The following is a 21,521-nucleotide window of genomic DNA, read 5'->3' as shown; positions in this document are numbered from 1 at the left end:
TTATGCAATTTTTTAGTTGCATGAACTCGCATGTCTCCATAGAATGCGCGCTACTTGATGCCGACTTAGCTCAGTAGGTAGAGCAACTGACTTGTAATCAGTAGGTCACCAGTTCGATTCCGGTAGTCGGCACCATCAAGTCCGGTGGGGTTCCCGAGCGGCCAAAGGGAGCAGACTGTAAATCTGCCGTCACAGACTTCGAAGGTTCGAATCCTTCCCCCACCACCAATTTCGGCCACGCGATGGCGTAGCCCGAGACGATAAGTTCGCTTACCGGCTCGAATGAAGAGAGCTTCTCTCGATATTCAGTGCAGAATGAAAATCAGGTAGCCGAGTTCCAGGATGCGGGCATCGTATAATGGCTATTACCTCAGCCTTCCAAGCTGATGATGCGGGTTCGATTCCCGCTGCCCGCTCCAAGATGTGCTGATATAGCTCAGTTGGTAGAGCGCACCCTTGGTAAGGGTGAGGTCGGCAGTTCGAATCTGCCTATCAGCACCACTTCTTTTTTCCTCCCTGTTTTTTCCTTCTGTTTATTGCATTCAACAAGTCGGGCATGTTGCCTGGTTGATGTGGTGATATCACCGATTTATCCGTGTCTTAGAGGGACAATCGATGTCTAAAGAAAAGTTTGAACGTACAAAACCGCACGTTAACGTCGGTACTATCGGCCACGTTGACCATGGTAAAACAACGCTGACCGCTGCAATCACTACCGTACTGGCTAAAACCTACGGCGGTGCTGCTCGCGCATTCGACCAGATCGATAACGCGCCGGAAGAAAAAGCTCGTGGTATCACCATCAACACTTCTCACGTTGAATACGACACCCCGACCCGTCACTACGCACACGTAGACTGCCCGGGGCACGCCGACTATGTTAAAAACATGATCACCGGTGCTGCTCAGATGGACGGCGCGATCCTGGTAGTTGCTGCGACTGACGGCCCGATGCCGCAGACTCGTGAGCACATCCTGCTGGGTCGTCAGGTAGGCGTTCCGTACATCATCGTGTTCCTGAACAAATGCGACATGGTTGATGATGAAGAGCTGCTGGAACTGGTTGAAATGGAAGTTCGTGAACTTCTGTCTCAGTATGACTTCCCGGGCGACGACACTCCGATCGTTCGTGGTTCTGCTCTGAAAGCGCTGGAAGGCGACGCAGAGTGGGAAGCGAAAATCCTGGAACTGGCTGGCTTCCTGGATTCTTACATTCCGGAACCAGAGCGTGCGATTGACAAGCCGTTCCTGCTGCCAATCGAAGACGTATTCTCCATCTCCGGTCGTGGTACCGTTGTTACCGGTCGTGTAGAACGCGGTATCATCAAAGTTGGTGAAGAAGTTGAAATCGTTGGTATCAAAGAGACTCAGAAGTCTACCTGTACTGGCGTTGAAATGTTCCGCAAACTGCTGGACGAAGGCCGTGCTGGTGAGAACGTAGGTGTTCTGCTGCGTGGTATCAAACGTGAAGAAATCGAACGTGGTCAGGTACTGGCTAAGCCGGGCACCATCAAGCCGCACACCAAGTTCGAATCTGAAGTGTACATTCTGTCCAAAGATGAAGGCGGTCGTCATACTCCGTTCTTCAAAGGCTACCGTCCGCAGTTCTACTTCCGTACTACTGACGTGACTGGTACCATCGAACTACCGGAAGGCGTAGAGATGGTAATGCCGGGCGACAACATCAAAATGGTTGTTACCCTGATCCACCCGATCGCGATGGACGACGGTCTGCGTTTCGCAATCCGTGAAGGCGGCCGTACCGTTGGCGCGGGCGTTGTAGCAAAAGTTCTGAGCTAATTGCCGATAACATTTGACGCAATGCGCACTAAAAGGGCATCATTTGATGCCCTTTTTGCACGCTTTCGTACCAGAACCTGGCTCATCAGTGATTTTCTTTGTCATAATCATTGCTGAGACAGGCTCTGTTGAGGGCGTATAATCCGAAAAGCTAATACGCGTTTCGATTTGGTTTGCCTCGCGATCGCGGGGTGAAAATGTTTGTAGAAAACTTCTGACAGGTTGGTTTATGAGTGCGAATACCGAAGCTCAAGGAAGCGGGCGCGGCCTGGAAGCGATGAAGTGGGTCGTTGTGGTGGCATTGCTCCTGGTGGCGATTGTCGGCAACTACCTTTATCGCGACATTATGCTGCCGCTGCGTGCGCTGGCCGTAGTAATTCTGATTGCTGCAGCGGGTGGTGTCGCGCTGTTAACGACAAAAGGTAAAGCTACCGTTGCTTTTGCCCGTGAAGCGCGTACCGAAGTCCGTAAGGTCATTTGGCCGACTCGCCAGGAAACATTGCACACCACGCTGATTGTGGCTGCGGTTACCGCAGTAATGTCACTGATCCTGTGGGGACTGGATGGTATTCTGGTTCGCCTGGTATCCTTTATCACTGGCCTGAGGTTCTGAGATGTCTGAAGCTCCTAAAAAGCGCTGGTACGTCGTTCAGGCGTTTTCCGGTTTTGAAGGCCGCGTAGCAACGTCGCTGCGTGAGCATATCAAATTACACAACATGGAAGATTTGTTTGGTGAAGTCATGGTACCAACCGAAGAAGTGGTTGAAATCCGTGGCGGTCAGCGTCGCAAAAGCGAACGTAAATTCTTCCCTGGCTACGTCCTCGTTCAGATGGTGATGAACGACGCGAGCTGGCACCTGGTGCGCAGCGTACCGCGTGTGATGGGCTTCATCGGCGGTACTTCCGATCGTCCTGCGCCAATCAGCGATAAAGAAGTCGATGCGATTATGAACCGCCTGCAGCAGGTTGGTGATAAGCCGCGTCCGAAAACGCTGTTTGAACCGGGTGAAATGGTCCGTGTTAATGATGGTCCGTTCGCTGACTTCAACGGTGTTGTTGAAGAAGTGGATTACGAGAAATCTCGTCTGAAAGTGTCTGTTTCTATCTTCGGTCGTGCGACCCCGGTAGAGCTGGACTTCAGCCAGGTTGAAAAAGCCTAACCCAGCGATCAAAAAAGCGGCGATTTAATCGTTGCACAAGGCGTGAGATTGGAATACAATTTCGCGCCTTTTGTTTTTATGGGCCTTGCCCGTAAAACGATTTTTTATATCACGGGGAGCCTCTCAGAGGCGTTATTACCCAACTTGAGGAATTTATAATGGCTAAGAAAGTACAAGCCTATGTCAAGCTGCAGGTTGCAGCTGGTATGGCTAACCCGAGTCCGCCAGTAGGTCCGGCTCTGGGTCAGCAGGGCGTAAACATCATGGAATTCTGCAAAGCGTTCAACGCAAAAACTGATTCCATCGAAAAAGGTCTGCCGATTCCGGTAGTAATCACCGTTTACGCTGACCGTTCTTTCACTTTCGTTACCAAGACCCCGCCGGCAGCAGTTCTGCTGAAAAAAGCGGCTGGTATCAAGTCTGGTTCCGGTAAGCCGAACAAAGACAAAGTGGGTAAAATTTCCCGCGCTCAGCTGCAGGAAATCGCGCAGACCAAAGCTGCCGACATGACTGGTGCCGACATTGAAGCGATGACTCGCTCCATCGAAGGTACTGCACGTTCCATGGGCCTGGTAGTGGAGGACTAAGAAATGGCTAAACTGACCAAGCGCATGCGTGTTATCCGCGAGAAAGTTGATGCAACCAAACAGTACGACATCAACGAAGCTATCGCACTGCTGAAAGAGCTGGCGACTGCTAAATTCGTAGAAAGCGTGGACGTAGCTGTTAACCTCGGCATCGACGCTCGTAAATCTGACCAGAACGTACGTGGTGCAACTGTACTGCCGCACGGTACTGGCCGTTCCGTTCGCGTAGCCGTATTTACCCAAGGTGCAAATGCTGAAGCTGCTAAAGCTGCAGGCGCAGAACTGGTAGGTATGGAAGATCTGGCTGACCAGATCAAGAAAGGCGAAATGAACTTTGACGTTGTTATTGCTTCTCCGGATGCAATGCGCGTTGTTGGCCAGCTGGGCCAGGTTCTGGGTCCGCGCGGCCTGATGCCAAACCCGAAAGTGGGTACTGTAACGCCGAACGTTGCTGAAGCGGTTAAAAACGCTAAAGCTGGCCAGGTTCGTTACCGTAACGACAAAAACGGCATCATCCACACCACCATCGGTAAAGTGGACTTTGACGCTGACAAACTGAAAGAAAACCTGGAAGCTCTGCTGGTTGCGCTGAAAAAAGCAAAACCGACTCAGGCGAAAGGCGTGTACATCAAGAAAGTTAGCATCTCCACCACCATGGGTGCAGGTGTTGCAGTTGACCAGGCTGGCCTGAGCGCTTCTGTAAACTAATGCCTTTACGTGGGCGGTGATTTTGTCTACAATCTTACCCCCACGTATAATGCTTAATGCAGACGTATATCCGAGATATTCGGGTTGTGGCAAGGCGGCAACTGAGTGAGTCGCCAGGAGCATAGCTAACTATGTGACTGGTGCGAATGAAGGAAGCCAACGTCGCCACAAGTTGAATAGCGACGGATAGAAAAGATTTGTTCGTTGGAGCCTGGCCTATCCAGGCCTCCGTCGAAGACCGCAGGAGTTTCGCAAGAAACTTAATCCCCTGCGTAGACGGTGACAGAACGCTAAGATTATTCTTTTATATTCTGGCTTGTTTCTGCTCACCGTAATTAAGACGCTCTCTCCGTTTGGAGGAGTGAAGTGAGTTCCAGAGATTTTCTCTGGCAAACATCCAGGAGCAAAGCTAATGGCTTTAAATCTTCAAGACAAACAAGCGATTGTTGCTGAAGTCAGCGAAGTAGCCAAAGGCGCGCTGTCTGCAGTAGTTGCGGATTCCCGTGGCGTAACTGTAGATAAAATGACTGAACTGCGTAAAGCAGGTCGCGAAGCTGGCGTATACATGCGTGTTGTTCGTAACACCCTGCTGCGCCGTGCTGTTGAAGGTACTCCGTTCGAGTGCCTGAAAGACGCGTTTGTTGGTCCGACCCTGATTGCATACTCTATGGAACACCCGGGCGCTGCTGCTCGTCTGTTCAAAGAGTTCGCGAAAGCGAATGCAAAATTTGAGGTCAAAGCCGCTGCCTTTGAAGGTGAGCTGATCCCGGCGTCTCAGATCGACCGCCTGGCAACTCTGCCGACCTACGAAGAAGCAATTGCACGCCTGATGGCAACCATGAAAGAAGCTTCGGCTGGCAAACTGGTTCGTACTCTGGCTGCTGTACGCGATGCGAAAGAAGCTGCTTAATCGCAGTTATCTTTTTAACGCATTCGCTTACGTATAAACTTATTCTGATATTCAGGAACAATTTAAATGTCTATCACTAAAGATCAAATCATTGAAGCAGTTGCAGCTATGTCTGTAATGGACGTTGTAGAACTGATCTCTGCAATGGAAGAAAAATTCGGTGTTTCCGCTGCTGCTGCTGTAGCTGTAGCTGCTGGCCCGGTTGAAGCTGCTGAAGAAAAAACTGAATTCGACGTAATTCTGAAAGCTGCTGGCGCTAACAAAGTTGCTGTTATCAAAGCAGTACGTGGCGCAACTGGCCTGGGTCTGAAAGAAGCTAAAGACCTGGTAGAATCTGCACCGGCTGCTCTGAAAGAAGGCGTGAGCAAAGACGACGCAGAAGCACTGAAAAAAGCTCTGGAAGAAGCTGGCGCTGAAGTTGAAGTTAAATAAGCCAACCCTTCCGGTTGCAGCCTGAGAAATCAGGCTGATGGCTGGTGACTTTTTAGTCACCAGCCTTTTTGCGCTGTAAGGCGCCAGTAGCGTTTCACACTGTTTGACTACTGCTGTGCCTTTCAATGCTTGTTTCTATCGACGACTTAATATACTGCGACAGGACGTCCGTTCTGTGTAAATCGCAATGAAATGGTTTAAGCGTGATAGCAACAGGCATTGCGGAAAGTGTTCCATTTTCCGGTCAACAAAATAGTGTTGCACAAACTGTCCGCTCAATGGACAGATGGGTCGACTTGTCAGCGAGCTGAGGAACCCTATGGTTTACTCCTATACCGAGAAAAAACGTATTCGTAAGGATTTTGGTAAACGTCCACAAGTTCTGGATGTACCTTATCTCCTTTCTATCCAGCTTGACTCGTTTCAGAAATTTATCGAGCAAGATCCTGAAGGGCAGTATGGTCTGGAAGCTGCTTTCCGTTCCGTATTCCCGATTCAGAGCTACAGCGGTAATTCCGAGCTGCAATACGTCAGCTACCGCCTTGGCGAACCGGTGTTTGACGTCCAGGAATGTCAAATCCGTGGCGTGACCTATTCCGCACCGCTGCGCGTTAAACTGCGTCTGGTGATCTATGAGCGCGAAGCGCCGGAAGGCACCGTAAAAGACATTAAAGAACAAGAAGTCTACATGGGCGAAATTCCGCTCATGACAGACAACGGTACCTTTGTTATCAACGGTACTGAGCGTGTTATCGTTTCCCAGCTGCACCGTAGTCCGGGCGTCTTCTTTGACTCCGACAAAGGTAAAACCCACTCTTCGGGTAAAGTGCTGTATAACGCGCGCATCATCCCTTACCGTGGTTCCTGGCTGGACTTCGAATTCGATCCGAAGGACAACCTGTTCGTACGTATCGACCGTCGCCGTAAACTGCCTGCGACCATCATTCTGCGCGCCCTGAACTACACCACAGAGCAGATCCTCGACCTGTTCTTTGAAAAAGTTATCTTTGAAATCCGTGATAACAAGCTGCAGATGGAACTGGTGCCGGAACGCCTGCGTGGTGAAACCGCATCTTTTGACATCGAAGCTAACGGTAAAGTGTACGTAGAAAAAGGCCGCCGTATCACTGCGCGCCACATTCGCCAGCTGGAAAAAGACGACGTCAAACTGATCGAAGTCCCGGTTGAGTACATCGCAGGTAAAGTGGTTGCTAAAGACTATATTGATGAGTCTACCGGCGAGCTGATCTGCGCAGCGAACATGGAGCTGAGCCTGGATCTGCTGGCTAAGCTGAGCCAGTCTGGTCACAAGCGTATCGAAACGCTGTTCACCAACGATCTGGATCACGGCCCATATATCTCTGAAACCTTACGTGTCGACCCAACTAACGACCGTCTGAGCGCACTGGTAGAAATCTACCGCATGATGCGCCCTGGCGAGCCGCCGACTCGTGAAGCAGCGGAAAGCCTGTTCGAGAACCTGTTCTTCTCCGAAGACCGTTATGACCTGTCTGCGGTTGGTCGTATGAAGTTCAACCGTTCTCTGCTGCGCGAAGAAATCGAAGGTTCCGGTATCCTGAGCAAAGACGACATCATTGATGTTATGAAAAAGCTCATCGATATCCGTAACGGTAAAGGCGAAGTCGATGATATCGACCACCTCGGCAACCGTCGTATCCGTTCCGTTGGCGAAATGGCGGAAAACCAGTTCCGCGTTGGCCTGGTACGTGTAGAGCGTGCGGTGAAAGAGCGTCTGTCTCTGGGCGATCTGGATACCCTGATGCCTCAGGATATGATCAACGCCAAGCCGATTTCCGCAGCAGTGAAAGAGTTCTTCGGTTCCAGCCAGCTGTCTCAGTTTATGGACCAGAACAACCCGCTGTCTGAGATTACGCACAAACGTCGTATCTCCGCACTCGGCCCAGGCGGTCTGACCCGTGAACGTGCAGGCTTCGAAGTTCGAGACGTACACCCGACTCACTACGGTCGCGTATGTCCAATCGAAACCCCTGAAGGTCCGAACATCGGTCTGATCAACTCTCTGTCCGTGTACGCACAGACTAACGAATACGGCTTCCTTGAGACTCCGTATCGTAAAGTGACCGACGGTGTTGTAACTGACGAAATTCACTACCTGTCTGCTATCGAAGAAGGCAACTACGTTATCGCCCAGGCGAACTCCAACCTGGATGAAGAAGGCCACTTCGTAGAAGACCTGGTAACTTGCCGTAGCAAAGGCGAATCCAGCTTGTTCAGCCGTGACCAGGTTGACTACATGGACGTATCCACCCAGCAGGTGGTATCCGTCGGTGCGTCCCTGATCCCGTTCCTGGAACACGATGACGCCAACCGTGCATTGATGGGTGCGAACATGCAACGTCAGGCCGTTCCGACTCTGCGTGCTGATAAGCCGCTGGTTGGTACTGGTATGGAACGTGCTGTTGCCGTTGACTCCGGTGTAACTGCGGTAGCTAAACGTGGTGGTGTCGTTCAGTACGTGGATGCTTCCCGTATCGTTATCAAAGTTAACGAAGACGAGATGTATCCGGGTGAAGCAGGTATCGACATCTACAACCTGACCAAATACACCCGTTCTAACCAGAACACCTGTATCAACCAGATGCCGTGTGTGTCTCTGGGTGAACCGGTTGAACGTGGCGACGTGCTGGCAGACGGTCCGTCCACCGACCTCGGTGAACTGGCGCTTGGTCAGAACATGCGCGTAGCGTTCATGCCGTGGAATGGTTACAACTTCGAAGACTCCATCCTCGTATCCGAGCGTGTTGTTCAGGAAGACCGTTTCACCACCATCCACATTCAGGAACTGGCGTGTGTGTCCCGTGACACCAAGCTGGGGCCAGAAGAGATCACCGCTGACATCCCGAACGTGGGTGAAGCTGCGCTCTCCAAACTGGATGAATCCGGTATCGTTTATATTGGTGCGGAAGTGACCGGTGGCGACATTCTGGTTGGTAAGGTTACGCCGAAAGGTGAAACTCAGCTGACCCCAGAAGAAAAACTGCTGCGTGCGATCTTCGGTGAGAAAGCCTCTGACGTTAAAGACTCTTCTCTGCGCGTACCAAACGGTGTATCCGGTACGGTTATCGACGTTCAGGTCTTTACTCGCGATGGCGTAGAAAAAGACAAACGTGCGCTGGAAATCGAAGAAATGCAGCTCAAACAGGCGAAGAAAGACCTGTCTGAAGAACTGCAGATCCTCGAAGCGGGTCTGTTCAGCCGTATCCGTGCTGTGCTGGTAGCCGGTGGCGTTGAAGCTGAGAAGCTCGACAAACTGCCGCGCGATCGCTGGCTGGAGCTGGGCCTGACCGACGAAGAGAAACAAAATCAGCTGGAACAGCTGGCTGAGCAGTATGACGAACTGAAACACGAGTTCGAGAAGAAACTCGAAGCGAAACGCCGCAAAATCACCCAGGGCGACGATCTGGCACCGGGCGTGCTGAAGATTGTTAAGGTATATCTGGCGGTTAAACGCCGTATCCAGCCTGGTGACAAGATGGCAGGTCGTCACGGTAACAAGGGTGTAATTTCTAAGATCAACCCGATCGAAGATATGCCTTACGATGAAAACGGTACGCCGGTAGACATCGTACTGAACCCGCTGGGCGTACCGTCTCGTATGAACATCGGTCAGATCCTCGAAACCCACCTGGGTATGGCTGCGAAAGGTATCGGCGACAAGATCAACGCCATGCTGAAACAGCAGCAAGAAGTCGCGAAACTGCGCGAATTCATCCAGCGTGCGTACGATCTGGGCGCTGACGTTCGTCAGAAAGTTGACCTGAGTACCTTCAGCGATGAAGAAGTTATGCGTCTGGCTGAAAACCTGCGCAAAGGTATGCCAATCGCAACGCCGGTGTTCGACGGTGCGAAAGAAGCAGAAATTAAAGAGCTGCTGAAACTTGGCGACCTGCCGACTTCCGGTCAGATCCGCCTGTACGATGGTCGCACTGGTGAACAGTTCGAGCGTCCGGTAACCGTTGGTTACATGTACATGCTGAAACTGAACCACCTGGTCGACGACAAGATGCACGCGCGTTCCACCGGTTCTTACAGCCTGGTTACTCAGCAGCCGCTGGGTGGTAAGGCACAGTTCGGTGGTCAGCGTTTCGGGGAGATGGAAGTGTGGGCGCTGGAAGCATACGGCGCAGCATACACCCTGCAGGAAATGCTCACCGTTAAGTCTGATGACGTGAACGGTCGTACCAAGATGTATAAAAACATCGTGGACGGCAACCATCAGATGGAGCCGGGCATGCCAGAATCCTTCAACGTATTGTTGAAAGAGATTCGTTCGCTGGGTATCAACATCGAACTGGAAGACGAGTAATTCTCGCTCAAACAGGTCACTGCTGTCGGGTTAAAACCCGGCAGCGGATTGTGCTAACTCCGACGGGAGCAAATCCGTGAAAGATTTATTAAAGTTTCTGAAAGCGCAGACTAAAACCGAAGAGTTTGATGCGATCAAAATTGCTCTGGCTTCGCCAGACATGATCCGTTCATGGTCTTTCGGTGAAGTTAAAAAGCCGGAAACCATCAACTACCGTACGTTCAAACCAGAACGTGACGGCCTTTTCTGCGCCCGTATCTTTGGGCCGGTAAAAGATTACGAGTGCCTGTGCGGTAAGTACAAGCGCCTGAAACACCGTGGCGTCATCTGTGAGAAGTGCGGCGTTGAAGTGACCCAGACTAAAGTACGCCGTGAGCGTATGGGCCACATCGAACTGGCTTCCCCGACTGCGCACATCTGGTTCCTGAAATCGCTGCCGTCCCGTATCGGTCTGCTGCTCGATATGCCGCTGCGCGATATCGAACGCGTACTGTACTTTGAATCCTATGTGGTTATCGAAGGCGGTATGACCAACCTGGAACGTCAGCAGATCCTGACTGAAGAGCAGTATCTGGACGCGCTGGAAGAGTTCGGTGACGAATTCGACGCGAAGATGGGTGCGGAAGCAATCCAGGCTCTGCTGAAGAGCATGGATCTGGAGCAAGAGTGCGAACAGCTGCGTGAAGAGCTGAACGAAACCAACTCCGAAACCAAGCGTAAAAAGCTGACCAAGCGTATCAAACTGCTGGAAGCGTTCGTTCAGTCTGGTAACAAACCAGAGTGGATGATCCTGACCGTTCTGCCGGTACTGCCGCCAGATCTGCGTCCGCTGGTTCCGCTGGATGGTGGTCGTTTCGCGACTTCTGACCTGAACGATCTGTATCGTCGCGTCATTAACCGTAACAACCGTCTGAAACGTCTGCTGGATCTGGCTGCGCCGGACATCATCGTACGTAACGAAAAACGTATGCTGCAGGAAGCGGTAGACGCCCTGCTGGATAACGGTCGTCGCGGTCGTGCGATCACCGGTTCTAACAAGCGTCCTCTGAAATCTTTGGCCGACATGATCAAAGGTAAACAGGGTCGTTTCCGTCAGAACCTGCTCGGTAAGCGTGTTGACTACTCCGGTCGTTCTGTAATCACCGTAGGTCCATACCTGCGTCTGCATCAGTGCGGTCTGCCGAAGAAAATGGCACTGGAGCTGTTCAAACCGTTCATCTACGGCAAGCTGGAACTGCGTGGTCTTGCTACCACCATTAAAGCTGCGAAGAAAATGGTTGAGCGCGAAGAAGCTGTCGTTTGGGATATCCTGGACGAAGTTATCCGCGAACACCCGGTACTGCTGAACCGTGCACCGACTCTGCACCGTCTGGGTATCCAGGCATTTGAACCGGTACTGATCGAAGGTAAAGCTATCCAGCTGCACCCGCTGGTTTGTGCGGCATATAACGCCGACTTCGATGGTGACCAGATGGCTGTTCACGTACCGCTGACGCTGGAAGCCCAGCTGGAAGCGCGTGCGCTGATGATGTCTACCAACAACATCCTGTCCCCGGCGAACGGCGAACCAATCATCGTTCCGTCTCAGGACGTTGTACTGGGTCTGTACTACATGACCCGTGACTGTGTTAACGCCAAAGGCGAAGGCATGGTGCTGACTGGCCCGAAAGAAGCAGAACGTCTGTATCGCTCTGGTCTGGCTTCTCTGCATGCGCGCGTTAAAGTGCGTATCACCGAGTATGAAAAAGATGCTAACGGTGAATTAGTAGCGAAAACCAGCCTGAAAGACACGACTGTTGGCCGTGCCATTCTGTGGATGATTGTACCGAAAGGTCTGCCTTACTCCATCGTCAACCAGGCGCTGGGTAAAAAAGCAATCTCCAAAATGCTGAACACCTGCTACCGCATTCTCGGTCTGAAACCGACCGTTATTTTTGCGGACCAGATCATGTACACCGGCTTCGCCTATGCAGCGCGTTCTGGTGCATCTGTTGGTATCGATGACATGGTCATCCCGGAGAAGAAACACGAAATCATCTCCGAGGCAGAAGCAGAAGTTGCTGAAATTCAGGAGCAGTTCCAGTCTGGTCTGGTAACTGCGGGCGAACGCTACAACAAAGTTATCGATATCTGGGCTGCGGCGAACGATCGTGTATCCAAAGCGATGATGGATAACCTGCAAACTGAAACCGTGATTAACCGTGACGGTCAGGAAGAGAAGCAGGTTTCCTTCAACAGCATCTACATGATGGCCGACTCCGGTGCGCGTGGTTCTGCGGCACAGATTCGTCAGCTTGCTGGTATGCGTGGTCTGATGGCGAAGCCGGATGGCTCCATCATCGAAACGCCAATCACCGCGAACTTCCGTGAAGGTCTGAACGTACTCCAGTACTTCATCTCCACCCACGGTGCTCGTAAAGGTCTGGCGGATACCGCACTGAAAACTGCGAACTCCGGTTACCTGACTCGTCGTCTGGTTGACGTGGCGCAGGACCTGGTGGTTACCGAAGACGATTGTGGTACCCATGAAGGTATCATGATGACTCCGGTTATCGAGGGTGGTGACGTTAAAGAGCCGCTGCGCGATCGCGTACTGGGTCGTGTAACTGCTGAAGACGTTCTGAAGCCGGGTACTGCTGATATCCTCGTTCCGCGCAACACGCTGCTGCACGAACAGTGGTGTGACCTGCTGGAAGAGAACTCTGTCGACGCGGTTAAAGTACGTTCTGTTGTATCTTGTGACACCGACTTTGGTGTATGTGCGCACTGCTACGGTCGTGACCTGGCGCGTGGCCACATCATCAACAAGGGTGAAGCAATCGGTGTTATCGCGGCACAGTCCATCGGTGAACCGGGTACACAGCTGACCATGCGTACGTTCCACATCGGTGGTGCGGCATCTCGTGCGGCTGCTGAATCCAGCATCCAAGTGAAAAACAAAGGTAGCATCAAGCTCAGCAACGTGAAGTCGGTTGTGAACTCCAGCGGTAAACTGGTTATCACTTCCCGTAATACTGAACTGAAACTGATCGACGAATTCGGTCGTACCAAAGAAAGCTACAAAGTGCCTTACGGTGCGGTACTGGCGAAAGGCGATGGCGAACAGGTTGCTGGCGGCGAAACCGTTGCAAACTGGGACCCGCACACCATGCCGGTTATCACCGAAGTAAGCGGTTTTGTACGCTTTACTGACATGATCGACGGTCAGACCATTACTCGTCAGACAGACGAATTGACCGGTCTGTCTTCGCTGGTGGTTCTGGATTCCGCAGAACGTACCGCAGGTGGTAAAGATCTGCGTCCGGCACTGAAAATCGTTGATGCTCAGGGTAACGACGTTCTGATTCCGGGTACCGATATGCCTGCGCAGTACTTCCTGCCGGGTAAAGCGATTGTTCAGCTGGAAGATGGCGTACAGATCAGCTCTGGTGACACCCTGGCGCGTATTCCGCAGGAATCCGGCGGTACCAAGGACATCACCGGTGGTCTGCCGCGCGTTGCGGACCTGTTCGAAGCACGTCGTCCGAAAGAGCCGGCAATCCTGGCTGAAATCAGCGGTATCGTTTCCTTCGGTAAAGAAACCAAAGGTAAACGTCGTCTGGTTATCACCCCGGTAGACGGTAGCGATCCGTACGAAGAGATGATTCCGAAATGGCGTCAGCTCAACGTGTTCGAAGGTGAACGTGTAGAACGTGGTGACGTAATTTCCGACGGTCCGGAAGCGCCGCACGACATTCTGCGTCTGCGTGGTGTTCATGCTGTTACTCGTTACATCGTTAACGAAGTACAGGACGTATACCGTCTGCAGGGCGTTAAGATTAACGATAAACACATCGAAGTTATCGTTCGTCAGATGCTGCGTAAAGCTACCATCGTTAACGCGGGTAGCTCCGACTTCCTGGAAGGCGAACAGGTTGAATACTCTCGCGTCAAGATCGCAAACCGCGAACTGGAAGCGAACGGCAAAGTGGGTGCAACTTACTCCCGCGATCTGCTGGGTATCACCAAAGCGTCTCTGGCAACCGAGTCCTTCATCTCCGCGGCATCGTTCCAGGAGACCACTCGCGTGCTGACCGAAGCAGCCGTTGCGGGCAAACGCGACGAACTGCGCGGCCTGAAAGAGAACGTTATCGTGGGTCGTCTGATCCCGGCAGGTACCGGTTACGCGTACCACCAGGATCGTATGCGTCGCCGTGCTGCGGGTGAAGCTCCGGCTGCACCGCAGGTGACTGCAGAAGACGCATCTGCCAGCCTGGCAGAACTGCTGAACGCAGGTCTGGGCGGTTCTGATAACGAGTAATCGTTAATCCGCAAATAACGTAAAAACCCGCTTCGGCGGGTTTTTTTATGGGGGGAGTTTAGGGAAAGAGCATTTGTCAGAATATTTAAGGAATTTCTGAATACTCATAATCAATGTAGAGATGACTAATATCCTGAAACTGACTGAACTAATTGAGTCAAACTCGGCAAGGATTCGATACTATTCCTGTGTAACTTTCTTAAGGAACGAGAATGAAACAGGAAGTGGAAAAGTGGCGACCTTTTGGACATCCGGATGGTGATATTCGTGATTTATCATTTCTTGATGCTCATCAGGCTGTCTACGTTCAGCATCATGAGGGCAAAGAGCCTTTAGAGTATCGCTTTTGGGTTACCTACTCTCTTCACTGCTTCACAAAAGATTATGAACATCAGACGAACGAAGAAAAACAATCGTTAATGTACCACGCGCCTAAAGAATCTCGTCCCTTCTGCCAGCACCGTTATAACTTAGCGCGCACACACTTAAAAAGAACTATTTTGGCGCTGCCAGAAAGCAACGTTATTCATGCCGGGTATGGTAGCTATGCCGTGATTGAGGTGGACTTAGACGGAGGAGATAAGGCATTTTACTTTGTTGCGTTCAGGGCTTTCAGGGAAAAGAAAAAACTCCGTTTGCATGTAACTAGCGCTTATCCCATTTCTGAAAAACAGAAAGGTAAATCAGTGAAATTTTTCACCATTGCCTACAACTTATTGAGAAATAAGCAGCTTCCTCAGCCCTCAAAATAACAAAACCCACCTTAAGGTGGGTTTCGCCAGAGAATTATCTCTGGTATTCAGAACGCCATTACCGGACTTTGCCTTGACCTTGCGATAATCGCAGGTTGCGGGATGTCTGAATTTCTTCAGTCTGCTGCATCCTGGAAGATGGGAACATGTGTTCTTATTTTCGTCTCTATCATAGTTGAGTATTTACTCTCTTACAATCAGATCTCTTTCATTGCTCAACAGGCGATGGCTTCAGACTTTGCATTACGGAATTTTTAAGAAAGGCAGGGCGAAACGAGGAAGAAGCTTTTCGCCCTGGACAACATTCCTGCTGACGGCACTACCATAAAAAAACACAACGCTTTCAACAACCTTGCGTTTTTCATCTTCCGTAGCGGCTCGGAATAAATTTACGTTCTTACATTCCGTCTCATAGTCTTTGCGAGGCGCGTCCCAGATAGCTGTCCCAGTCTTTCCATACCGGCTGCAAACCCTGAGCGGTTAACGCGGCAGCAACCGCTTCCGGTCTGCGATCGTCGTGCGGTGAGAACTGTTCCAACTCGGGGTGATTATCGGCATAGCCACCTGGCTGCGTTTTCGAGAAGGCGCTGACGTTATTGATCGCCAGCGGAATAACGCGATCGCGAAACCACGGTGATTCCCGCGTGGAGAGTGACAGTTCAATCTCCGGTGCAAGCAGTCGGAAGGCGCAGATGGTTTGCACTAACTGGCGTTCATCCATAATCGACGCAGGCTCAATGCCGCCAGTACACGGGCGCAGGCGCGGAAAGGAGACAGAGTAACGGCTTTGCCAGTAATGCTGTTGCAGCCATAGCAAATGTTCGGCAACCATATAGCTGTCAACGCGCCAGTTGTCGGAAAGGCCAATTAGCGCGCCGAGGCCTATCTTATCAATCCCCGCACGCCCCAGCCGATCCGGCGTTTCCAGCCGCCAGAAGAAGTCCTGTTTTTTGCCTTTCAGATGATGGCGGGCATAAGTCGCCTCGTGATATGTCTCCTGATAAACCATCACGCCATCCAGACCAAGTTGCTTTAACTCGGCGTATTCCGTCTCCGCCAGCGGTTGCACTTCCATCTGTAGTGAAGAGAACTGTTCACGAAGGGCAGGGAGATGACGACGAAAGTAATCCATCCCCACTTTCGCCTGATGTTCACCAGTGACTAACAGCAGATGTTCAAAGCCCATCTCCCGTATAGCGGCACTTTCCCTGGCAATATCCGCTTCATCCAGCGTTTTGCGCTTGATGCGATTACTCATGGAAAATCCACAGTACGTGCAGTCGTTAGCGCAAAGATTGGAAAGATAAAGCGGGACGTAGAAACTAACTGTGTTGCCAAATCGCTGACGGGTCAGACGCTGCGCCCGTTGGGCCAGTTGTTCCAGATAGCCACTGGCGGCAGGCGATAACAGCGCCATCATGTCGTCGCGGGTGAGTTGCGAGGCATTTAGCGCCCGCTCTACGTCAGCAGCCGTTTTGCCGTTGATACGCAGGCGGATGTCGTCCCAGTCCAGTTGTCGCCAGCGATCGCTGAAGGTTTTCATGCCGATGCCTCCAGAAATCCGGTCAGCGGGCTGGTGGCATGAGCAAAATAACTGCGGCTGCCCGGTCCGGACTGACGTGCCAGTAGGCCTGCTTCTACCGCCAGACGAAATGCCTTCGCCATGTTGACGGGATCGTCCGCGACGGCAATCGCCGTATTCACTAACACCGCGTCGGCCCCCATTTCCAGCGCCTGCGCGGCATGGCTGGGAACGCCGATGCCAGCATCGACAACCACCGGCACTGTGGCCTGCTGGATAATAATCTCCAGCATGGCGCGGGTTTCCAGTCCCTGATTCGAGCCAATCGGCGCGCCGAGCGGCATCACCGCTGCACAGCCGACTTCTTCCAGACGTTTACACAATACCGGATCGGCCCCGCAGTAAGGCAGCACGACAAATCCCTGTTGTACCAGCGTTTCGGCGGCTTTCAGGGTTTCGATGGGATCGGGCAACAGCCAGCGGGCGTCAGGGTGAATCTCTAATTTTAACCAGTTTGTGCCTAACGCTTCACGAGCCAGATGGGCGGCGAAAATGGCTTCTTCCGCTGTTTTCGCCCCGGATGTATTTGGCAGCAGGGTCACACCCGCCGCGATAAGCGGTTCGAGGATAGCGTCGTTGTGCTGGCGCAAGTCGACACGTTTCATCGCCAGTGTCACCAGCTGGCTGCCGGAAGCGCGGATCGCCTCCACCATCAGTTGTGAAGAAGCGAATTTCCCTGTGCCGGTAAACAGATGTGAATCAAACGTTTTGTCCGCAATACGTAACATTTCAACCCCCTGCAATAACCTGAAAAAGCAGGATCTGGTCGCCATCCTGCACGATATGTTGCGCCCACTGCTCACGCGGGACGATTTGCTGATTAATCGCCAGAGCCGCGCCCGCTTGTCGTTGGTCGAGTTGCTCCAGTAGTTCGTGAACAGTTTGCCCGGCGGCGCACTGCATCGCTTGATCGTTAAACAGGATCTGCATTGCTTCCTCCGCATACCGGGCAACCACTGGCGCGGCGCAACGCCAGGCTGCGCCACTGGCTCGATTTACCGTCGAACAGTCGGAGTTCTCCCGCAGGTGTCTCTATACCGCTTAATAACTTAATGGCTTCCAGTGCCTGCAAAGTGCCCATAACCCCGACCACCGGGCCAACCACGCCCGCCGTGCGGCAGTTGCGTTCTGGCTCCTGGTTATCTGGCCACAGGCAGCGGTAACACCCCTGCTCCCAGGGCGGCGTCAGTACCATCAACTGACCGCCAAATCCGACCGCGCTGGCGGTGATAAGCGGCGTGTTGAGTGCCACGCAGGCGGCATTAATCTCCTGGCGAGTCGCCATATTGTCGGTACAGTCGAGCACCACATCGGCTTGTGCAACCGCATCTTTTAACGCCTCACCCGTTAACCGTTGATGTAATGCTGTCAGTTGAATATCGGGATTCAACTGTGTCAGTCGCTGATGGCTGACCTGCGATTTCGGGCGATCGATATCTTCAGTGGTAAAGAGGATTTGTCGTTGCAGATTGCTTAAATGCACATCGTCGTCATCTGCCAGTACCAGCGTCCCGACGCCAGCGCCCGCCAGGTATAGCGCAGCAGGTGTACCCAGCCCGCCAAGACCGATAATCAGCACCTGGCTGTCGAGCAGTTTTTGCTGCCCGTCAAGAGCGATATCGTCGAGCAGGATTTGGCGGCTATAACGCATAAAGTCACGGTCATTCATCGCCAACTCCTGCAATTTCCAGCAACTGTGCCGTTGCCAAACGCCAGTCTGCGGCTTGAGTAATGGCGCTGACGACGGCGATACTGCCGACACCCGTTGCTATCACCGCAGGCGCGCGTGCCAGACTGATACCGCCAATCGCCACGGTGGGATAATCCGCCAGTCGCTCAACATGCCGTGCCAGCTGTTCCAGCCCCTGCGGTGCAGAAGGCATCTGTTTGGTTTGCGTCGGGAACACATGTCCCAGCGCGATATAAGAGGGGCGTGCTGCCAGCGCGACGTCGATTTCCATATCGTCATGTGTCGAAACGCCCAGCCGCAGGCCTGCCGCGCGGATGGCATTGAGATCGGTGGCTTGCAAATCTTCCTGCCCCAAATGGACGCCATACGCCTGATGCTTGATCGCCAGCCGCCAGTAATCGTTGATAAACAATCGCGCGTTATAGCGGCGGCCCAGCGCAATTGCCGCCACGACATCGGCTTCCACCTCTTCATCGCGCCGATCTTTGATGCGTAGCTGGAGAGTACGTACGCCTGCATCCAACAGACGTTCGATCCACTGTACGCTGTCCACCACCGGGTACAGTCCTGAACGAAAAGGTACAGGAGGAAAATCAGGCTGATACATCACGCTTCCTCCTTACGCAGGTAGATTTCTCCGCCTCTGGCACGGAAGTTCTCCGACATATCCGCCATTCCCATTTCAATAGTTTGCGTGGCGGCGTAATCACGCACTTCCTGGCTGATTTTCATCGAGCAGAATTTCGGCCCACACATGGAGCAAAAATGGGCGACTTTACCTGACTCTTGCGGCAGGGTTTCATCGTGATAAGCGCGGGCGGTAAACGGGTCGAGGGCCAGATTAAACTGGTCTTCCCAGCGAAATTCGAAGCGGGCTTTCGACATGGCGTTATCGCGAATTTGCGCGCCCGGATGCCCTTTCGCCAGGTCAGCGGCGTGGGCGGCAATCTTATAGGTGATAAGCCCCTGCTTAACATCTTCTTTATTGGGCAGACCCAGATGCTCTTTTGGCGTTACGTAACAGAGCATCGCGCAGCCAAACCAGCCAATCATCGCCGCACCAATCCCCGACGTGAAGTGGTCATAGCCCGGCGCAATATCGGTAGTTAGCGGCCCCAGAGTGTAAAACGGCGCTTCGTGGCAGTGCTCTAACTCCTCGGTCATATTGCGGCGGATCATCTGCATCGGCACGTGGCCTGGGCCTTCAATCATCACCTGCACGTCATATTCCCAGGCAATTTTGGTCAGTTCGCCCAGCGTATGCAGCTCGGCAAACTGCGCTTCATCGTTGGCGTCCTGAATAGAACCGGGGCGCAGACCGTCGCCCAGCGACAGCGAAACGTCATAAGCGGCACAGATTTCACAAATTTCGCGGAAGTGTTGATAGAGGAAATTTTCCTGATGATGGGAGAGGCACCATTTCGCCATAATCGAACCGCCGCGAGAGACGATACCGGTCAGGCGTTTCGCGGTCATCGGCACATAGCGCAGCAGTACGCCCGCATGGATAGTGAAGTAATCCACACCTTGCTCGGCCTGTTCCAGCAGCGTGTCGCGGAACGCTTCCCAGGTAAGATCTTCGGCGATCCCGTTAACCTTCTCCAGCGCTTGGTAGATCGGCACTGTACCGATCGGCACCGGGCTGTTACGCAAAATCCACTCGCGGGTTTCGTGAATATAGCGACCGGTGGAGAGATCCATCACCGTATCCGCTCCCCAGCGGGTGGACCATACCAGCTTTTCCACTTCTTCTTCGATGGAAGAGGTGACCGCTGAGTTGCCGATATTGGCGTTAACTTTTACCAGGAAGTTACGGCCAATAATCATCGGCTCCGATTCCGGATGATTAATGTTGGCCGGGATAATCGCACGTCCGGCAGCAACTTCATCACGGACAAATTCCGCAGTGATATTTTCCGGCAGACGTGCGCCAAAGCTCATTCCCGGATGCTGGTGGCGTAAAACTTCGCTACGGATGCGCTCGCGGCCCATATTCTCGCGGATGGCGATGAATTCCATTTCCGGTGTGATGATGCCCTGGCGGGCGTAGTGCAGTTGGGTGACGCGGCGTCCTGTTTTGGCGCGTTTTGGCGTTAATAAGCCGCTAAAACGTAGCTCGTCGAGGCCATCATCTGCCAGCCGCGCTTTAGTGTAATCGGAACTGCGCACGGTAAGTTCTTCGGTATCGCCGCGCGCATCGATCCATGGCTGGCGTAGTTTTGCCAGCCCTTGCTGCACGTTAATGGCAATCTGCGGATCGCCATACGGGCCGGAGGTGTCGTAGGCCGGAATCGCTTCGTTTTCTTCGTACTGCGGCTGTTCTTTGCTGCCGCCAATTAGCGTCGGGCTAAGCTGGATCTCACGCATCGGCACGCGCACGCCGGGTTGTGTGCCAGTGATATAAATGCGTTTTGAGTTGGGAAAGGCGGTGCCTTCCAGGGTGTCGATAAAATGTTGGGCCTGGGCGCGCTGTTCGCGGCGGGTCAGTTTTGTTGCAGACATAGCTCATTCCAAAAAGTTAAGGACGTGGCTTGTCAGACGACGGATGAAGCAAGAGACGATCGCCGCAAAGGCGATGCGATAGCAGATTAACTCTTGTTCCCTTCGCAGGTATTAGCCTGATCAGGTTCCGCGGATCCCGAATAAACGGTCTCAGCCAGTTAAGGCACTCCGACAAGAAATTAGCCCCCACAAACGGGGCGTTGAATGTAAATTACGCGTTAACAGCGCAGAACTCAAGCAGGATGTTTGACGCGGGCGGCGTCAAGCACCAGCAGAATCAGCTTATCTTCCAGCACAAAGCGCGCTTCCAGCGCCTCGCCGATGTCAGATAAAACCTGTTGAAACTCAAGGTAATTATCATGATCGATGGCGGTTTCCAGGCTGGAATCGTAGTAATCCATAATCTGTTGGGTATTGGCTTCGAGTTGCGGCCAAATCTTCGCGGCGCGCGCGAGTTGCCCGTTGCCTTCCAGCTTATGAAGAATGCGCTCATAAATACTGAAATGTCCGGCAGACAAGTAATCGACCAGGCTCTGACAAAAATCATCAAGGGCTTTTTCGTTTAGCCTCATGTACGATTCTTTGCCAGGCTTAATGCCAACCAGATTGTAGTAAGCCACGAGCAGATGCTTACGTACATGTAGCCAGCGATCAACCAGTTTGTTACTTCCTCTGACGCGCTCCGTCAGGTTATCGAGCTGGTTAAGCATGATTGACTCCGCAAGTTTGTATTCAAAAACTGCTCAGTGA

17 protein-coding genes, 4 tRNA genes and 1 riboswitch are annotated in these 21,521 nt (G+C 52.6%); of the genes, 14 read left to right on the top strand and 7 right to left on the bottom strand.

Annotated elements, in window-relative coordinates; genetic code table 11:
* Window positions 1-59 precede the first annotated feature (59 nt).
* From AB4H76_RS21765 to AB4H76_RS21700, 14 genes are all read left to right on the top strand, one after another.
* Window positions 60-135 (top strand) — tRNA-Thr (locus tag AB4H76_RS21765).
* An 8-nt stretch (window positions 136-143) separates the two neighbouring features.
* Window positions 144-228 (top strand) — tRNA-Tyr (locus AB4H76_RS21760).
* Window positions 229-344: 116 nt separating this feature from the next.
* A tRNA-Gly gene (locus AB4H76_RS21755) sits at window positions 345-419 on the top strand.
* Between the two features lie 6 nt (window positions 420-425).
* Window positions 426-501, top strand: a tRNA-Thr gene (locus tag AB4H76_RS21750).
* A gap of 114 nt (window positions 502-615) precedes the next feature.
* Window positions 616-1,800, top strand: coding sequence for an elongation factor Tu (gene tuf, locus AB4H76_RS21745; protein ID WP_000031784.1), 1,185 nt, complete (start codon window positions 616-618; stop codon window positions 1,798-1,800).
* Window positions 1,801-2,029: 229 nt separating this feature from the next.
* Window positions 2,030-2,413 carry a preprotein translocase subunit SecE gene (gene secE / locus AB4H76_RS21740; protein WP_001275702.1) on the top strand — a complete coding sequence of 128 codons (384 nt, stop codon included), beginning with the start codon at window positions 2,030-2,032 and terminating at the stop codon, window positions 2,411-2,413.
* A gap of 1 nt (window position 2,414) precedes the next feature.
* On the top strand, window positions 2,415-2,960 hold the full coding sequence (gene nusG, locus AB4H76_RS21735; protein WP_001287516.1) for a transcription termination/antitermination protein NusG: 546 nt from the start codon (window positions 2,415-2,417) through the stop codon (window positions 2,958-2,960).
* Between the two features lie 158 nt (window positions 2,961-3,118).
* A complete protein-coding gene (gene rplK / locus AB4H76_RS21730) occupies window positions 3,119-3,547 on the top strand; it encodes a 50S ribosomal protein L11 (RefSeq protein ID WP_001085926.1) in 429 nt (142 codons plus the stop codon).
* A 3-nt stretch (window positions 3,548-3,550) separates the two neighbouring features.
* Window positions 3,551-4,255 (top strand): 50S ribosomal protein L1, encoded by a 705-nt coding sequence (gene rplA, locus AB4H76_RS21725; RefSeq protein ID WP_001096684.1) that lies wholly within the window; start codon window positions 3,551-3,553, stop codon window positions 4,253-4,255.
* Between the two features lie 412 nt (window positions 4,256-4,667).
* A complete protein-coding gene (gene rplJ / locus AB4H76_RS21720; RefSeq protein WP_001207201.1) occupies window positions 4,668-5,165 on the top strand; it encodes a 50S ribosomal protein L10 in 498 nt (165 codons plus the stop codon).
* 66 nt (window positions 5,166-5,231) lie between these two features.
* Window positions 5,232-5,597 (top strand): 50S ribosomal protein L7/L12, encoded by a 366-nt coding sequence (gene rplL, locus AB4H76_RS21715; protein WP_000028878.1) that lies wholly within the window; start codon window positions 5,232-5,234, stop codon window positions 5,595-5,597.
* 319 nt (window positions 5,598-5,916) lie between these two features.
* A complete protein-coding gene (gene rpoB, locus AB4H76_RS21710; RefSeq protein ID WP_000263098.1) occupies window positions 5,917-9,945 on the top strand; it encodes a DNA-directed RNA polymerase subunit beta in 4,029 nt (1,342 codons plus the stop codon).
* A gap of 76 nt (window positions 9,946-10,021) precedes the next feature.
* A complete protein-coding gene (gene rpoC / locus AB4H76_RS21705; RefSeq protein ID WP_000653944.1) occupies window positions 10,022-14,245 on the top strand; it encodes a DNA-directed RNA polymerase subunit beta' in 4,224 nt (1,407 codons plus the stop codon).
* Between the two features lie 212 nt (window positions 14,246-14,457).
* Window positions 14,458-14,997 carry a heat-shock protein C gene (locus AB4H76_RS21700; RefSeq protein WP_001307500.1) on the top strand — a complete coding sequence of 180 codons (540 nt, stop codon included), beginning with the start codon at window positions 14,458-14,460 and terminating at the stop codon, window positions 14,995-14,997.
* 409 nt (window positions 14,998-15,406) lie between these two features.
* Here AB4H76_RS21700 and thiH read toward each other — a convergent pair whose 3' ends face one another.
* The 7 genes from thiH to rsd all read right to left on the bottom strand — a co-directional run bounded on the left by thiH (window position 15,407) and on the right by rsd (window position 21,481).
* The gene (gene thiH / locus AB4H76_RS21695) at window positions 15,407-16,540 is read right to left on the bottom strand and encodes a 2-iminoacetate synthase ThiH (protein WP_000847447.1); all 1,134 of its coding nucleotides are present in this window, start codon (window positions 16,538-16,540) and stop codon (window positions 15,407-15,409) included.
* Entirely contained in the window at window positions 16,537-17,307 is a 771-nt protein-coding gene (gene thiG / locus AB4H76_RS21690; protein ID WP_000944104.1) for a thiazole synthase, read from the bottom strand. The genes thiH and thiG overlap by 4 nt, the downstream gene beginning before the upstream one ends.
* Before the next feature lies 1 nt (window position 17,308).
* The gene (gene thiS / locus AB4H76_RS21685) at window positions 17,309-17,509 is read right to left on the bottom strand and encodes a sulfur carrier protein ThiS (protein ID WP_001166226.1); all 201 of its coding nucleotides are present in this window, start codon (window positions 17,507-17,509) and stop codon (window positions 17,309-17,311) included.
* Window positions 17,493-18,248 (bottom strand): thiazole biosynthesis adenylyltransferase ThiF, encoded by a 756-nt coding sequence (gene thiF, locus AB4H76_RS21680; RefSeq protein ID WP_001401421.1) that lies wholly within the window; start codon window positions 18,246-18,248, stop codon window positions 17,493-17,495. Before thiF ends, thiS begins: the two co-directional genes overlap by 17 nt.
* On the bottom strand, window positions 18,241-18,876 hold the full coding sequence (gene thiE / locus AB4H76_RS21675; protein WP_000284615.1) for a thiamine phosphate synthase: 636 nt from the start codon (window positions 18,874-18,876) through the stop codon (window positions 18,241-18,243). The genes thiF and thiE overlap by 8 nt, the downstream gene beginning before the upstream one ends.
* Window positions 18,876-20,771 carry a phosphomethylpyrimidine synthase ThiC gene (gene thiC / locus AB4H76_RS21670; protein WP_001276903.1) on the bottom strand — a complete coding sequence of 632 codons (1,896 nt, stop codon included), beginning with the start codon at window positions 20,769-20,771 and terminating at the stop codon, window positions 18,876-18,878. Before thiC ends, thiE begins: the two co-directional genes overlap by 1 nt.
* A gap of 80 nt (window positions 20,772-20,851) precedes the next feature.
* Window positions 20,852-20,952: riboswitch (TPP riboswitch) on the bottom strand.
* A 52-nt stretch (window positions 20,953-21,004) separates the two neighbouring features.
* Complete coding sequence (gene rsd, locus AB4H76_RS21665; RefSeq protein ID WP_000934302.1) at window positions 21,005-21,481, bottom strand: sigma D regulator; 477 nt, start codon at window positions 21,479-21,481, stop codon at window positions 21,005-21,007.
* Window positions 21,482-21,521: the final 40 nt, after the last annotated feature.

The organism is Escherichia sp. UTM R2 (assembly GCF_048593455.1).
Taxonomy (GTDB): domain Bacteria; phylum Pseudomonadota; class Gammaproteobacteria; order Enterobacterales; family Enterobacteriaceae; genus Escherichia; species Escherichia coli.
This window is presented reverse-complemented; position numbering and strand designations above follow the sequence as displayed.